Source organism: Nocardioides sp. (assembly GCF_035547795.1).
Taxonomy (GTDB): domain Bacteria; phylum Actinomycetota; class Actinomycetes; order Propionibacteriales; family Nocardioidaceae; genus Nocardioides.
On the sequence record NZ_DASZUF010000160.1, the window covers coordinates 21,540 to 35,546 of the forward strand.

General features: G+C 70.3%; 13 protein-coding genes and 1 tRNA gene. 10 read left to right on the top strand and 4 right to left on the bottom strand.

All coding sequences use genetic code 11. The features are described 5' to 3' along the window. Nucleotides 1-7: 7 nt before the first annotated feature. The 8 genes from VHA72_RS10880 to VHA72_RS10915 all read left to right on the top strand — a co-directional run bounded on the left by VHA72_RS10880 (nt 8) and on the right by VHA72_RS10915 (nt 8,248). Nucleotides 8-1,396, top strand: coding sequence for a ferredoxin reductase family protein (locus tag VHA72_RS10880; RefSeq protein WP_325575088.1), 1,389 nt, complete (start codon nt 8-10; stop codon nt 1,394-1,396). 7 nt (nt 1,397-1,403) lie between these two features. Then, a complete protein-coding gene (locus VHA72_RS10885) occupies nt 1,404-1,928 on the top strand; it encodes an FMN-binding protein (RefSeq protein WP_325575089.1) in 525 nt (174 codons plus the stop codon). Further along, entirely contained in the window at nt 1,925-2,650 is a 726-nt protein-coding gene (locus tag VHA72_RS10890; protein ID WP_325575090.1) for an FAD:protein FMN transferase, read from the top strand. The genes VHA72_RS10885 and VHA72_RS10890 overlap by 4 nt, the downstream gene beginning before the upstream one ends. 118 nt (nt 2,651-2,768) lie before the next feature. Further along, nucleotides 2,769-3,203 carry a MarR family winged helix-turn-helix transcriptional regulator gene (locus VHA72_RS10895; protein WP_325575091.1) on the top strand — a complete coding sequence of 145 codons (435 nt, stop codon included), beginning with the start codon at nt 2,769-2,771 and terminating at the stop codon, nt 3,201-3,203. Continuing rightward, nucleotides 3,200-4,894: an MFS transporter gene (locus VHA72_RS10900; RefSeq protein ID WP_325575093.1), complete on the top strand. Its 1,695-nt coding sequence runs from the start codon at nt 3,200-3,202 to the stop codon at nt 4,892-4,894. The genes VHA72_RS10895 and VHA72_RS10900 overlap by 4 nt, the downstream gene beginning before the upstream one ends. Further along, nucleotides 4,894-5,430, top strand: coding sequence for an isochorismatase family protein (locus tag VHA72_RS10905; protein ID WP_325575095.1), 537 nt, complete (start codon nt 4,894-4,896; stop codon nt 5,428-5,430). The genes VHA72_RS10900 and VHA72_RS10905 overlap by 1 nt, the downstream gene beginning before the upstream one ends. Then, nucleotides 5,430-5,981, top strand: coding sequence for a cysteine hydrolase family protein (locus VHA72_RS10910; protein ID WP_325575097.1), 552 nt, complete (start codon nt 5,430-5,432; stop codon nt 5,979-5,981). The genes VHA72_RS10905 and VHA72_RS10910 overlap by 1 nt, the downstream gene beginning before the upstream one ends. Before the next feature lie 11 nt (nt 5,982-5,992). Beyond that, complete coding sequence (locus VHA72_RS10915) at nt 5,993-8,248, top strand: FUSC family protein (RefSeq protein ID WP_325575099.1); 2,256 nt, start codon at nt 5,993-5,995, stop codon at nt 8,246-8,248. A gap of 10 nt (nt 8,249-8,258) precedes the next feature. Here VHA72_RS10915 and VHA72_RS10920 read toward each other — a convergent pair whose 3' ends face one another. The 4 genes from VHA72_RS10920 to VHA72_RS10935 form a co-directional block, all read right to left on the bottom strand. Then, nucleotides 8,259-9,980: an Ig-like domain-containing protein gene (locus VHA72_RS10920; protein WP_325575101.1), complete on the bottom strand. Its 1,722-nt coding sequence runs from the start codon at nt 9,978-9,980 to the stop codon at nt 8,259-8,261. Nucleotides 9,981-10,444: 464 nt separating this feature from the next. Beyond that, nucleotides 10,445-11,029 carry a hypothetical protein gene (locus VHA72_RS10925; protein ID WP_325575103.1) on the bottom strand — a complete coding sequence of 195 codons (585 nt, stop codon included), beginning with the start codon at nt 11,027-11,029 and terminating at the stop codon, nt 10,445-10,447. Then, entirely contained in the window at nt 11,026-12,192 is a 1,167-nt protein-coding gene (locus VHA72_RS10930; RefSeq protein WP_325575105.1) for an AAA family ATPase, read from the bottom strand. Before VHA72_RS10930 ends, VHA72_RS10925 begins: the two co-directional genes overlap by 4 nt. Nucleotides 12,193-12,303: 111 nt before the next feature. Continuing rightward, nucleotides 12,304-12,376: transfer RNA gene (locus VHA72_RS10935), tRNA-Arg, on the bottom strand. 95 nt (nt 12,377-12,471) lie between these two features. Between VHA72_RS10935 and VHA72_RS10940 the strand changes: the two genes are divergently transcribed. Together VHA72_RS10940 and VHA72_RS10945 are read left to right on the top strand one after the other, a co-directional pair. Then, nucleotides 12,472-13,299, top strand: coding sequence for an EAL domain-containing protein (locus tag VHA72_RS10940; RefSeq protein ID WP_325575107.1), 828 nt, complete (start codon nt 12,472-12,474; stop codon nt 13,297-13,299). A 10-nt stretch (nt 13,300-13,309) separates the two neighbouring features. After that, nucleotides 13,310-14,007 (top strand): zinc-ribbon domain-containing protein (locus tag VHA72_RS10945; protein ID WP_325575109.1); only part of this gene is annotated, 698 nt, incomplete at its 3' end.

A 14,007-nucleotide genomic window follows, 5' to 3' on the forward strand; every position in this document is an offset into this window, starting at 1 on the left:
TGGTGTCGTGGCCGCGCTGACTGCTTCCGCCGTACCCGCCCTCGGCCGGCGGGCGCGCCTGGACGCGGGTGTGCGCACCGGCTGGGTGGCGACGCTGTGGCTCTCGCTCATCCTGGTCGCATACTGGTGGGCTGCCGGCGGTGGGATCCGCGACCTGCGCGACCCCACCGACGCGCTGATGTCGACCGGCCGACTCACCGGCCTGCTCGGATCCGACCTGTTGCTGGCCCAGGTGCTGCTGATGGCGCGGGTGCCGCTGCTCGAGCACGCCTACGGGCAGGACCGGCTGGCTCGGATCCACCGCGTCGTCGGGTTCACGTCCTTCGACCTGATCGTGGCGCACGTCGTCCTGATCACCTGGGGGTACGCCGCCGGTCGGCTGGCCGCGACGCCCGGCACGTTCTGGGACCTGATGTGGCACTACCCGGCGATGCTGATCGCCGTGGTCGGGACGGCACTGCTGGTCCTGGTGGTCGTCACGTCGGTTCGGGCGGCCCGGCGCCGGCTGCGCTACGAGTCCTGGCATCTGATCCACCTCTACGGCTACCTCGGCGCCGGGCTGGCGCTGCCCCACCAGCTGTGGACCGGGCAGGAGTTCCTCGCCCGCCCGCGGGCGACGGCGTTCTGGTGGGTGGCCTGGGCGACCGTGGCGGCTCTCGTGATCGTCTATCGCGTGGCGCTGCCGCTGGGCCGCAGCCTGCGCCATGGACTGCGGGTCGCCGCGGTGGTACCCGAGGCGCCCGGCGTCGTCTCGGTGCATCTCGTCGGTCGTCGGCTGGACCGGCTGCGCGCGGAGGCCGGGCAGTTCTTCTGCTGGCGCTTCCTGGGCCGGGCAGGCTGGAGCCGGGCCAACCCGTTCTCGCTCTCGGCGGCGCCCGATGGCCAGAGCCTGCGGATCACGGTCCAGAGCGACGGCGACGGCAGCGCCTCGATCGCCGCGCTGCGCCCCGGCCAGCGGGTGCTGGTGGAAGGCCCGTTCGGCAGGCTCACCAGTCGCGCCCGGACGCGACGCAAGGTCGCCCTGATCGGGGCCGGGGTGGGGATGGCGCCGCTGCGCGCACTGGCCGAGGGGATGGCCTACCAGCCCGGCGAGGCGGTGCTCGTGCAGCGCTACCGGGAGCGGCCGCTCTTCGCCGGCGAGTTCACCGCACTGCGGGACACGCGCGGTCTCACCCTGGTCGGCCTGCCCGGCCGACGTCGCCGGGAGGACAGCTGGGTCGGCGAGGGGTACGACGCCTACAGCGACGCGCAGGTGCTGCGCGGCTGGATCCCCGACATCGCCGAGCGCGACGTCTACGTCTGTGGCCCGCCCGCCTGGAACGCCGCGCTGCGGCGGGCGGCACAGGACCTCGGCGTACCGGCCGAGCAATGGCACGAGGAGACGTTCGCATGGTGAGGTCACGATGAACCGGATCGTGTTCTGGCTGCTGGCCACGGTCGCCGTCGTGGTGCTGCTGTTCGGCTACCACACCTCGACCTCGGGGCCGGAGGCGAGCGCCACGCCGCCGGCGGTGATCTCGGCGCCGAAGTCCGCGGGCGCGACGTCCACGCCGAGCCAGCAGGCCAGCCAGCAGCCGAGCGACCAGCCGAGCGACCAGCCGACCCAGGGCGCGACCTCGGCGCCGAACGCGACGACCGGCGGTGAGGCCGCGACGAGCACCGTCATCGGCGCCGTCGCGGAGACCCAGTGGGGGCCGGTCCAGGTCGAGCTGAGCATCGCCGGCGGCAAGATCAGCGACGTAGAGGTCGTGCAGTACCCGCACGGCAACGGCCGCGACATGCAGATCAACACCTACGCGCTGCCGCAGCTGATCCAGGAGACGCTGGCCGCCCAGAGTGCGCAGATCGACATGGTCAGCGGGGCGACCATCACCAGCGACGGCTACCTACGCTCGCTGCAGAGCGCGCTGGACAAGGCCGGCCTGTGAAGCGGTACGTCGAGCACGTGATGGGCATGCCCATCAGCCTGGCGCTGCGCGGCCGGCACGAGGACGACCCGGCCGGGCGCGACGCGTGGGCCGAGGCGCTGGCCGCGCTGCACGATGTCGACCGAGTGTTCTCCACCTATCGCCCCGACTCCTTCGTCTCTCGGCTGGGTCGCGGCGAGGTCGCCCTGGCCGATTGCCCGGCGGAGGTGGCCGAGGTGCTGGCGCTGGGCGAGCGGTGGCGGGAGGAGTCGGGCGGCGCCTTCGACGTGCGCCGCAACGGCGTGCTCGATCCCAGCGGCGTGGTGAAGGGCTGGGCCGTCGAGCGGGCGGCGGGGCCGCTGCGTGCGCTGGAGGAGACCGACGTGGCGTTGTCGGCCGGCGGCGACATGGTGTGCCTGGCTCGCGCGGAGTCGGAGCCGTGGCGGGTGGGCGTCGAGGACCCTGCCGCCCCTGACCGGATCCTGGCGGTGGTGCCGGTGCGCCGGGGCGCCGTCGCCACCTCGGGGCTGGCGCGCCGGGGCGGCCACATCACCGACGCGCGCACCGGCACGGTGCCAGCCGCGGTCGCCTCGGTCACGGTGGTTGCCGATGACCTCACTCGAGCAGACCTGGACGCGACCGCTGCCTTCGCCCTCGACGGCGAGGCGGCCACCTGGCTGGCCGGTCGCGGCGCCACCGCGGTAGTGGTCTGGCGCGACGGCCGCCGGGAGGTGGTCGGCTGAACGCCATGTAACACGCTGTTCGGTGCACTACCACGCTGACGCAACGGCCTGGTAGTGAGGTGGACGGCGTGTTACATGCCGGCTCGCAGCGCAAACTGATCAGGCTAGACTGATCAACATGTCGGATCTCGAAGCGCTCGCCGCCGAGCTGAGGATCGGCGTCAGCCTGCTCTACCGCCGACTCAAGGCCCGCCAGATCGACGGAGTGGACGGAATGCCGAGCATCCCCGAGCTTGCGGCGCTGGTGCGACTGGACCGCGGCGGACCTGCCACCAACGCCGACCTGGCCAAGGCCGAGCAGATCAGCCCGCAGTCGATGAGCGCCACGCTCGCCGGGCTCGAGCGGCGGGGTCTGATCGAGCGCGCCTCGGATCCCCGCGACGGGCGCCGGGTGCTGCTCTCGGTCACGGCCGAGGGCCGGGCCACCATCGAGGCCAAGCGGGCCGTGCGCACCCAGCAGATCGCCGCGGCCCTGGGCCACCTCGCCGAAGAGGAGATCGCCGCGCTGCGTGCCGCCGTACCGGCTCTCGAGCGGCTGGCGGAGAACCTGTGACGGCAACCGAGAGCAGCCCGGCACAGGTCAAGGACAACTACCGCTGGATCGCCCTCGCCAACACCACGGCGGCCGTCTTCATGGCGACCCTCGACGGCTCGATCGTGCTGATCGCGCTGCCGGCGATCTTCGGCGGCATCCATCTCGACCCGCTGCAGCCGCGCAACATCGGCTATCTGCTGTGGATGATCATGGGCTACCGCCTGGTGCAGGCGGTGCTGGTGGTGACAGTGGGGCGGCTCGGCGACCTGTTCGGCCGGGTGCGGATCTACAACGCCGGCTTCGTGGTCTTCACCCTCGCCTCGATCCTGCTCAGCTTCGACCCGTTCGAGTCCGAGCGGGCGGCGGTGTGGCTGATCGCCTGGCGGATCGTCCAGGCGCTCGGCGGCTCGATGCTGACCGCCAACAGCGCCGCCATCCTCACCGACGCCTTCCCGCCCGACCGGCGCGGGTTCGCGCTGGGCGTCAACCAGGTCGCCGGGCTGGCCGGGCAGTTCATCGGCCTCACCCTCGGTGGCCTGCTGGCGGTGTGGGACTGGCGGGCCGTCTTCTGGGTCAACGTCCCGGTGGGCATCTACGGCACCTGGTGGGCATACACCAAGCTCCGCGAGACATCCGTACGGCGACGCACCCGCCCCAAGCTCGACTGGGCCGGCAACCTCACCTTCGCCGTCGGTCTGGGCACCCTGCTGATCGGCATCACCGAGGCGCTGCACCCCTACCGGAACCACACCATGGGCTGGACCAGCCCCACCGTGCTGGTGGAGCTGATCGGGGGAGTGGTGCTGCTGGTGGCGTTCCTGTTCATCGAGCAGCGCGTCGCCGAGCCGATGTTCGCGCTCCACCTCTTCACGATCCGGGCGTTCTGGGCGGGCAACCTGGCCTCGCTGATGGCCGCCATCGCCCGCGGCGGCATGCAGTTCGTGCTGATCATCTGGCTGCAGGGCATCTGGCTGCCGTTGCACGGCTACTCCTACTCCCAGACGCCGCTGTGGGCGGGCATCTTCATGGTGCCGCTCTCGGTCGGGTTCCTGGTGGCGGGACCGATCTCGGGGATGCTCTCGGACCGCTTCGGCAGCCGCGGGATCGCGACCGGCGGGATGGCGCTGTTCGCCGTCACGTTCGTGGCGCTGGCGCTGTTGCCGATCGACTTCCCCTACGCGCCGTTCGCGATCCTGATCTTCCTCAACGGCATCGCCAACGGCATGTTCGCCTCCCCGAACACCTCGGCGATCATGAGCTCGGTGCCGGCGGAGTACCGCGGTGTCGCCTCGGGCATGCGCGCGACGTTCCAGAACTCCGGCACGGCGCTGTCCATCGGTGTCTTCTTCTCGCTGATGATCGCCGGCCTGGCCACCTCGCTGCCGCACACCCTGACCAGCGGCCTGGTGGCGCACGGCGTCGATGCCGCCACCGCGCGGTCGATCGGCGCACAGCCGCCGGTCTCCTCGCTCTTCGCCGCGATCCTGGGCGTCGACCCGATCCACAAGCTGCTCGGCCACGACGTGCCGGGTCTGTCGGGGTCGGCCGAGAACGTCTTCTTCCCCCACCTGATCTCCGGGCCGTTCCATACCGGCCTGGTCGTCGTGTTCGTCACCGGCGCGGCCCTCGGCGTGCTCGCCGCGCTGGCCTCGCTGCTGCGCGGCACGGGCACTCCCGCACACCACGCATCCGATCGGAAGGACAGCTGATGCCCCTCACCACCGTCGACCCCACTCCGGCGCTCGTCGTCGTCGACCTCCAGGCCGGGATCGCCCCGCACGCGCCCGCGGAGGTGATCGCCAACAATGTGACACTCGTCGAGGCATTCCGGGCCCAGGGCCACCCGGTCGTCCTGGTCAACGTGACCGCGGGCGCACCCGGCCGCACCGACCAGCGCCCCGAGGGCGGTGCCAGCCAGATCCCGGCAGAGGCCGTCGTACTCCTGCCCGAACTGGGCCGCGGCGACATCGAGGTGAGCAAGCAGAGCTGGGGCGCCTTCGCCACCACCGACCTGCACGAGCAGTTGCAGGCCCGCGGCGTCACCCAGGTCTTCGTCACCGGCGTGGCCACCTCGATCGGCGTGGAGTCGACGGCTCGGGAGGCGTTCGGACGCGGCTACCACGTCGTGCTGGTGCACGACGCGATGGCCGACCTCGACCCGGTCAATCACGAGCACGCCGTCGCCCGGGTGTTCCCGCGGATGGGCCAGGTCGCCGCCACCGCCGAGGTCCTGGAGAAGCTCTGATGCCCCTGACAGTCATCGATCGCAGGGCCGCCCTGGTCATCGTCGACCTCCAGGTCGGCGTCGTCGACATGGGCGTGCCGGGCACGCCGGACGTGGTGGCCCGTTCGGCACGGCTGGCGGACGCGTTCCGGGCCCACGGCCACCTCGTCGTGCTCGTCAACGTCGACGGCGGGCCGGGCGGTCGCAGCGACGCCAACCCGGCCGGAGGGATACGCCGCATCCCGGTCGAGGAGCTCGCCTTTGCCCCCGAGCACGGGCAGCGGTCCGACGACCTGGTGATCACCAAGCACACCCGGGGCGCCTTCCACGGCACCGCCCTGGCGCAGGAGCTGGCCGCTCGGGGTGTCACCCAGGTCGTCGTCACCGGCATCGCGACCGGTTCGGGCGTCGAGGAGACCGCCCGCGAGGCGTATGCGCACGGCCTCAATGTCGTGGCGGTCGTCGACGCGATGGCGGACCGGGATCCCGAGACGCATGCGTTCTGCGTGCGCAAGGTGCTCCCCAAGTTCACCGAGACCGCGACGACCGACGAGGTGCTGGCCGCCCTCTAACATCGACCACGATGCTGCCGCGCCTCCTCGCCTCCGACCCGGGTCTCAACCGGCTCCGCATGGCGCTGCAGTCGGTGCTCACCATCGCTGCCGCGATGGCGGCCGAGTGGGGGTTGGTCCGCCTCACCCATGCGCTGTGGATCGACGCCCACGGCGTGCCGGCCGCCATCGCGACGGCCCAGCACCACGGCATGACGGTGATAGCGGTGATGATCGGCGCGGTGGTCGGGATGATCGCGTCGTTCGCCGGCGGGATGTTCCCCAGCAGCGGCAGGCTGCTGATCGGGTACGCCGCGATGCCGGTCTTCATGATCGCCGGCCTCGCCCTGGGTCTCGGCCTGGCCGGCAGCCGCACCGTCTCGCTGCTGATGCTGGTGGTGATCCTCGCTGCGGGCGCCTACAGCCGTCGCTGGGGCCCGCTCGGCTTCGTCGGCGGCCAGATGTTCTTCATGGGTGACTTCTTCGGCTTCTTCCTCTCCGGCAGCGTGCACCTGCGCGATCTGGGCTGGCTCGCCGCCGAGATCGGTCTGGGCGCGCTGGTCGCGCTGCTGGCCCAGTTCACCCTCTTCTACCCGGGCCGGCGGGCCGCGCTGGCGCGCCTGCAGCGCTCCTACGACGCCCGCCGCCGCGACCTGGTCGAGCTCGCCATCCGGATGATCGACGAGCGTGAGGAGGCGCCGCGGCTGCGCCAGCTGCTCGACCGCCGGCTGGTCGCGCTCAACGAGACCGCGCTGATGATCGACGCCACGCTCAACCAGCCCGGCTCGATCCCGCCGGGCTGGTCGGCCGAGGCACTGCACCAGATCCTGTTCGACATCGAGCTGGCGGCCGGCAACATGGGCCGCTTCGCGGGCTACCTCACCACCTCGCCCCGGCTCTCGGAGCCGACCCGGGCGAGGATCCGCGAGGCGCTGGTCGCCGTACGCGACGGGGACGTGGGCGCCGCCGAGCTGGCCGCCGACCGGCTGCTCACCCGGGTGGAGGAGGCGATCGACGAGGAGGACACCGTCCGGGTGGTGCTGCACCGGTTCGCGCTCTCGGTGCTCGGCCACTGCGGCGCCCAGCGCAGCCTGCGGGAGGCGAGGAAGCGGGCCGCGTCGGGGGTGCCGGTCGATGCCGGTGACGGCCTCGAGTCGCCGGTGATCCTGATGGCCGGCTGGCTTCCGGGTACGGCGATGGTCAGCGCCGACGCGTCCACCGTCGCCGACCCGGTGGCCGAGGGCGGCCGGCTGCGGCGGATCCTGCTCGGCCACGTCCCGCTGGCGCCGAACGTGCGGGTGGCGATCCAGATGGCGATCGCGGTGGGCGCCTCGATCCTGGTGGGGGAGATCCTCAGCGGACGGCGGTTCTACTGGGCGGTGATCGCGGCGTTCGTGACGTTCATGGGCGCCAACAGCGCCACCGAGCAGGTCCGCAAGGGCGTCAACCGGGTGATCGGCACCGCCGTGGGCGCCGTCGTCGGCGCGCTGCTCGCGCACCTGGTCGGCGATCGCGGCTGGCTGGCGGTCGCAGTGATCCTGGTCGCGATCTTCTTCGGCATCTACTTCATGCGGATCAGCTACGTCTTCATGGTGCTCGGCATCACCGTGATGGTCTCCCAGCTCTACGTGCAGCTCGACGAGTTCTCCGACTCCTTCCTGCTGCTACGGCTGGAGGAGACGGCGCTCGGCGCCGGCATCACCGCGGTGACGGTGCTGTGCGTGCTGCCGCTGCGCACCGGCCGGGTGGCGCGGCTGAGTGGGTTGCGGTTCCTGGACGCGATCGACGAGGTGACAGCGGCCGCGGTGGCCGTGGTCGAGGGGCGTGGCGAGGAGGCGGAACTGCGGGCCGCCGTACGCCGGATGGACGACGCCTACCAGACCCTGCTGGCGGTCACGAAGGTGCTGCGGGTGCCGCTGTTCGAGCGCGCCGGCAGCCAGCGCGACAGGTTCATGACGGCCGCGGGCGCGGCGCGCAGCTACGCCCGCAACCTGCTGGTCGACGTACCGGCGACGGGATCGGCGCAGGTGCCCAGCATCGGGGCCGCGCGGGAGCGGTTCTCCGCGTCGCTGGGCGTGCTACGGCAGTGGCTGGAGACCGGGGCGGCCGACGGCGCCTACGTGCGCAGTGCGTCGCTGTTCGACAGGTCCGGCACCGGCACCGGCTCCAGCTTCGGCGAGCCGCTCGAGCTGACCCTGCGCGACCTGGAGCTTCTCGACGGCGCGCTGGCCACGATGGCGGCGGTGGCCGGCCTCGAGGTCGAGGCACTGGACGCCACCGCCGCCTGAGCTCGCGGCGTCAGGAGACCACGAGGGACTGCCCGGGCACCGGGATGGCCGGGTAGTAGCCGGCCTGGGCGCCGCGCACGTAGGTGACGAACTTCTGCTTCGACGCCGGGATCTGGGAGTGGGTGGCCTGCCCCCGCGCGAGGTAGATCGTGGTGAAGCCGTGCAGGTGCGCGTGCTTGAGCACCTTGAGGGCGTACTTCTGGCCGCCGTGCAGGTTGGAGAGCACCTTGACCTGCACCCGGTCGGCCCAGTCCGCGCCGTAGTACGTCTGCGCGGCCGTGGCGAGGTTGGCGAAGGCCGCGTCCAGGGCCGCCGCCTTGCTGAACGGATGGACGTCCTTCACCTCCCACTCCACGGAGAGGTGGTAGGCGGCGTTCTGCCGGAAGGTCTTGTCGACGTCGCGCAGGCCGGCGTGCTTCTTCAGGCTCGACCAGGGGTGGTCCTCGAAGCGGTTCTTCTTCTTTTTCTTCTTCAGCCACTTCGGGTTGAACGGCGCCCCGTGCGCGTTGACCCACACCAGGTCGCTGGCCTGCGAGATCCGGCCGACGCCGGCCCGCATGCGGGCACCGGTCTTGTACGCGATCTGGCCGTCCTGGTCGATCCAGGTGTAGCCCCGGGCGGCCGCGGCCCGGGTGCCCTTGAGGGCATCGGCGTACACGCCGCCGGCCTTCTTGATCGGCTTGTCGCTGTGGTAGAACGCCTTGCCCGGCGCGGCGTAGGACACCGTGCCGACGATGACCTGGAAGCCGGGCTCCTTGCCGCCGTGGTTGGCGTTGACGTTGAGGTCGGCGTAGACGTCGTACCAGCCGGTGCTGTAGGCGCCCGGGAAGGTCACCTGGCCCAGCGCGTTGGTGATGGCGAGCTGGTTGGGGCTGGTGCTCACGCCGGCGACGTGACCGCCGAGGCGCACCGGCGCACCGACGACCGGCAGGCCGTACTGGTCGGTCACCGTCGCCGAGATCGTCTTGGCGCTGGTGCCCGGAACCGGCGTGGCCGTCGCCTGCACCGCCGTCACGACCTGCTGGTAGAGCGAGGTCACGGTGGCGTCGGAGGAGGTGCCGTCGTTGACGCGGACGGCGGCCTGGGTGGGGTTCACGCCGTACGCCGAGAGGTCCACCGGCTCGGTGAAGCTCGACGCGGTGCCGGCCGGGAAGACGCCTGCCGGGGCCGCCAGGCTGGTCGGTGCGGCGGGTGGGGTGTGAGCGGCGTCGACGACGGTCGGGGCGGTCGTGCCGCTGGTGGTGCCGGAGACGGCCGCGTAGGAGTGACCGTCCTTGCGGGTGAAGACGCCGATCTGGGCGCTGCTGGTCTTCGGGTTGGTGAACGTGAAGCGGGTGCCGGCGGTGCGGGAGAGCGTGATGGGCTCGGTAACCGGGCTGCCGATCTGGTCGGCTCCGGTGAGGCTCCCATATCCGGTGGCCCTCAGGATCACCGGCCCGTCGATGGACGGGCGCCAGTCGACGTCGATGACGCCGGCGCCAGCCTGCCTCCCGCCGGGGATGTTGGTCCAGGTGACGCCGTTGTCGGCGCTGTAGGCGAGCTGGACGAAGGGCACCTCGGAGCCGGCGCCTACCTCGATGTGGACAGTCCCGATGCCCCCGGTCGGGGCGGTCTGGTTCGCGATCGGCGTGTAGAACGTCAGCGCCTGCGGTCCGTAGGCGTCCGTGAACGTCGTCGGGATGGTCGCCGCCGCTGCCGGGTCAGTCGCCGAGATCGCAGGGATGCCGCTCACGAGCAGAGCGCCGATGGCAACACCGATACCCTGACTGATGCGCCTGTGGGGGAGCTTCATATGCCGCACTGATCCTTCGTCCAGGTGTCTCCTGAGGCTTAGGAGACGCATGTGATCAAAGAGGTTAAGACAGGAACCTGTGAAAGAGGAGTCCCCGAGCCATGTTCGCCCTTCGCGATCCAGCGTTGTGCTGACCTTGGCATGACCCCGAGGCACGTCCCGCCGTCGCTGCCGGCGCCGGCTGGTCGCTCCGCCGCGCCATGGCCTGTGGCCGGCGTTCGTGGAGTCGGTAGCCCGCATCCGGCCACGGATCGTCTGCGAACATGGCTGCGCGAGTGCACCCCATTGACTGCAGGCAGCGATTGCGGCACGTCACTGCAGAATCCCCTGTTGTTCGACGGTCTGTTCTGGTTGCGAATGTTCTTTCGCCGGACCAGGCTTTGTGCGATCGGCACACGCTCGTGCTATCGACCCGTCGTTGGAAGTTGACGAATCCTTTCTATAGCTCGGTTCAGGCTGTCGCTGGAGGCCGCTGCTGTCTCCACGCTCCACGCGCTCGCCGCGAATTCGTTGATCCGCGTTACATAGAGCGGCCCTGTTTGCCCGGTGGCGGTCACCATCTCCGCCCGTATGGCGCGTGACCGAGAACGTGAGCACAGTTCAAGGAGGGTCTGCTTGGCGTTCTGCAGTGTCTCGGGGTTGAGAGGGACATCGACAGCCCTGACCTTGAAGTAGTCCGCGAACCCACGCCTGTCGGACATAAGCCAGCCTTCGGACATGGGATGCACGATCCGCAAGAGAAGACCCGGCGAGATGGGCGCGATGCCACGGGTTAAGCGCGCGTGGAGCTTGACCGGGCACTGGGTGTCAGAGTCGCGGAAGACCACCCAAGGGGCATGTTGTGCCGCTCTGTTGTAGTTGCGGATGCTGGGATCGAGCCGGTTCTTGCCTCGCTTGATGACTAGTCTGTCGACGCTGCGTCCGGCCGCACGAACCACTGTGCGAGCCATCTGTTCGTCGGACTGCCCCTCGACGACAACGTTGATCATCGCCGGCGAGCGGTACCACCCGCTGAGACAAGGCCACCCAGATCGGGGAGGGCGATGAGGCTCTCAACGATCTCCGAGGTGGGTAGCTCTGCTTCAAGCTCGTCGGCGACCTCATCGATTGCGGACAAGAGAGCGGCCGAGGTGCCGTCGTTCGTCACCTTGAGCACGAGTACCTCGTCCGGAAGGACGCCCTCTTCATCGAGCAGCTCAGGAGCATGCGTCGAGAGGACTACTTGCAGGTCCTTGTCGCGCTGTGCTGTGGCGAGCACGGCCGGCAAGGTCTTGACGATCTTCGCGTTGAGCGACAGCTCGGGTTCCTCAAGCAGAAGCACGCCGCCGTTGGCCGGTGTGCTCACGATGGTCCAAAGCAAGCCAATCAGGCGGAGGGTTCCGTCTGAGAACTCGGTCTCATTCTGTTTGGTCGAGCTTGACCGCCAGTTGCGATAACCCGCCGTCAGATGTGGCCGCCCTGCTGGGTCAATGTCGATCGTCAGCGACTCGAACTCCGGGACAGCCGCTTGCAGTGCCTGCTCCAAGCGCCGTAGCCACGCCTTGCGCGTTTGGGGCTGAACGCTGTTCATCTGGGCGATGAAGTCGCCCCCGAAGGGGTCGTTACTGACCAGACCCGCTCGCGTGGGGTCGCGAATGACCTGGGGGACCAGATGGAAATAACGGACCTTTGCGAAGTAGTCCGCGACGACACGGAACGGCTGGTTGGCAGCGATCTGCTCCAGGTGGGTCTGCGTGAGCCTCTCAGGATCGGCCTCGTCCTGGGCGTCCGGTCGTGACAGGAGAGTCACGCCGTTGTGCTCTACCAGCTCTTCGTCCACGAAAGGACGGTTCTTACCGCGAGCTTCGCCTCGTACCGTCAAGCGATATCGCCACGTGTCGGCGCCATCCGCCAGCCTGACGTCAATGATCAGGCGGCCACGCTGGTAGTTGCGCGCGAACAGACTCCGCACCCGCCCGTATCCGCCACGATGATCGAAGGCAAAAGCGAGGCCGCCACCCGGTGCCGCGATGTCGCCCAGGAACCGGAATAGGTCGAGCAAGTTCGACTTGCCAGCGGCATTGGGGCCGACGATGAACAAACGGTTGCGGATGGGGAACTCGAGGGACTTGAAGTTCCGCCAGTTGCTTGCGGTGACCTGTGTGATACGCACGCATCCATCCTCTCGCGTTCAGGTCGCCCTGGCTCAAGGCAAGACGTAGCATCAAGGTAACAGTCGCTACCCGCCGAGGTGGCCCGCCAGAGGTGACACGAACGTGCGTTGCGCCCTCGGCAGGAGTCGAACCCGCAACCAGCCGGGTAGAAACCGGATGCTCTATCCATTGAGCTACGAGGGCTGGGCGCGGACCATTGTGGCCCACGACGCCGGTGAGGTTCGCCTCAGGTGCCTCGGCAGCGTGCCGAAACGCTCAGGGTGGAGGAGCCCGACCCGATGGATCAGGACGTGCCCCTCGTCTCGGTGTCGCGCGATCCGGAGCCGACCGCTGATCTCATTCGCGGGCTGCTCGACGGCGGTGGGCTCGCGACGGCGTACCAGCCGATCGTGAACGTGCGACGCAACCTCATCTGCGGCTGGGAGGCGCTGCTCCGTGCCCACCACGACGAGCTGGGCGCTGTCGAGCCGGTCGCGCTGCTGACCGCCGCCGAGAGGCACGGGCTGCTCGACGCGGTCACCCGCCGGGTCGTCGAGGATGCCTGGGAGACGGTCAGCCTGGCGACCGACGTGGTCGACGAGCCGCTGCAGGTGAGCGTCAACCTCGAGCTGAGCCAGTTTCGCGCCGACTCGGAGCTGATCAGTTGGCTGGCCTCGATCGAGTGGCCCGAGCAGGTCACCGTCATCATCGAGCTGACCGAGCGTGGCGGGGACGAGTGGACCCGCGAGCACGAGTACGCCGCGGTGCTGCTCGAGGCCCGCGGCCTGCGACTGGCGATCGACGACTACGGCGCCGGCTCGGCCCGGATGGGCTTCCTGCATCGGCGGGCCTGGGACGTCGTCAAGATGGACCGGCAGATGGTCGGCGGCTTCGGGCAGCGCGAGCAGGTCGTGGTGCGGCGCTTCGTGGAGATGCTCGCCGAGCTCGGCACCAGCAGCCTGATCGAGGGTGTCGAGACGCCCGAGCAGCTGGCGGCGGTGCGCGAGCTGGGCGTGGACTACGTCCAGGGGTATCTGCTCGGCATGCCGGTGCCGGGCCCGGTGATGCTGGCGGGTCTGCGTCGGCGCGGGCTGGCCGTGGAGCTGGGCGGTCCGGGGTTGTCCTAGGGTTTCCCTCGTGGGGGAGCGGTTCTGTACGACGTGCGGTCACCAGCTGCAGGTGGGTGACCGCTTCTGCACCGCGTGCGGTACGGCGGTGTCTCCCGCCGTACCCTCGCCGGCAGCGGCCGTGCCGCCCGGGCCCCGCGTGTCGAGCCCCGCGAAGCGCCGCCCTCGTGGCGCCGGCTGGTGGCTGACCTTCCTGATCCCGGCGGCGCTCGTGGTCGCCGCGGCGTCCTTCGGGCTGGGCCTGCTCACCACCCACCACGACGACCGGCCGTCGGTCTCGGCGCCGCCCGTGACACCGAGCACCTCACCCGGCAAGCCGACCACGTTGCCGACGGTGAGCGCCGCTCCGGACCCGGCCGCCCTGGCCCAGGCCGCCGCGCTGCGCAAGCTGCTCACCGACTCCGCCGACGACAAGCGGGCGATCGCAGCGGCGGCCGCGCAGCTCAACGGCTGCGCCCACCTGAAGCGGGCGGTGCAGGCGTTCGCCGACGCGGCGCACTCGCGCAGCGTGCTGGTCACCCGCGCCAACGCGCTGCAGATCGGGCTGCTGCCGGGCGGGGGCCAGGCGGTGGCGAGCCTGACCCGCGCGCTGCGGGCCTCAGCCCGCGCCGACCAGGCCTACGTCGACTGGGGCCGCTCGCTGCACCGCGGCCACGGCAAGCACCATCGCTGCCGCGGCGACGACGCGCTGCGCGCTCGTGCGACCCG

What these genes read in the sequence shown, in the direction of transcription:
- VHA72_RS10885 (WP_325575089.1), top strand. Translation starts at nt 1,404, where the DNA reads ATGAACCGGATCGTGTTCTGGCTGCTGGCCACGGTCGCCGTCGTGGTG.
- VHA72_RS10925 (WP_325575103.1), bottom strand. Translation starts at nt 11,029, where the DNA reads ATGATCAACGTTGTCGTCGAGGGGCAGTCCGACGAACAGATGGCTCGC.
- VHA72_RS10895 (WP_325575091.1), top strand. Translation starts at nt 2,769, where the DNA reads ATGTCGGATCTCGAAGCGCTCGCCGCCGAGCTGAGGATCGGCGTCAGC.
- VHA72_RS10910 (WP_325575097.1), top strand. Translation starts at nt 5,430, where the DNA reads ATGCCCCTGACAGTCATCGATCGCAGGGCCGCCCTGGTCATCGTCGAC.
- VHA72_RS10940 (WP_325575107.1), top strand. Translation starts at nt 12,472, where the DNA reads ATGGATCAGGACGTGCCCCTCGTCTCGGTGTCGCGCGATCCGGAGCCG.
- VHA72_RS10905 (WP_325575095.1), top strand. Translation starts at nt 4,894, where the DNA reads ATGCCCCTCACCACCGTCGACCCCACTCCGGCGCTCGTCGTCGTCGAC.
- VHA72_RS10915 (WP_325575099.1), top strand. Translation starts at nt 5,993, where the DNA reads ATGCTGCCGCGCCTCCTCGCCTCCGACCCGGGTCTCAACCGGCTCCGC.